Here is a 261-nt window from a genome sequence, read left to right as displayed (position 1 = left end):
GTTGCCTGGAAGTATCTGGTAAGCCCGCATTGCTTCCTCCATGAGTTGATAATCAAGGCGGGCCATACTACTGCGGTCCGCCAGTGCACTTCGTACGCTTACATCGGCTTGGCCACCATCAGCCAGAAGATGACGACAAAGGCGATAAACGCCGGCACGCCCAGCGCCACCCAGGTCTTGAAATAGCGCCAGTAGAGCGGCGGCAGTTCGGTATTGTTGCGTACCGCTTCGGCGGACAGGTCGCGCAGGCGCATCTGGATC

The 261-nt window shown here is 58.6% G+C and carries 1 protein-coding gene; it reads right to left on the bottom strand.

The genetic code is table 11. The annotated features are described in order from the left end of the window. Positions 1–98: 98 nt before the first annotated feature. Positions 99–254 carry a DUF2269 family protein gene (locus KVT32_RS30450; protein WP_254637095.1) on the bottom strand — a complete coding sequence of 52 codons (156 nt, stop codon included), beginning with the start codon at positions 252–254 and terminating at the stop codon, positions 99–101. Positions 255–261: the final 7 nt, after the last annotated feature.

Origin of the sequence: Achromobacter sp. GbtcB20 (assembly GCF_019091095.1) — a bacterium.
GTDB lineage: Bacteria > Pseudomonadota > Gammaproteobacteria > Burkholderiales > Burkholderiaceae_B > Achromobacter > Achromobacter mucicolens.
This window is presented reverse-complemented; position numbering and strand designations above follow the sequence as displayed.

Bases quoted from the DNA above. Each gene is read 5' to 3' on its own strand.
- KVT32_RS30450 (WP_254637095.1), bottom strand. From the start codon at position 254: ATGCGCCTGCGCGACCTGTCCGCCGAAGCGGTACGCAACAATACCGAA.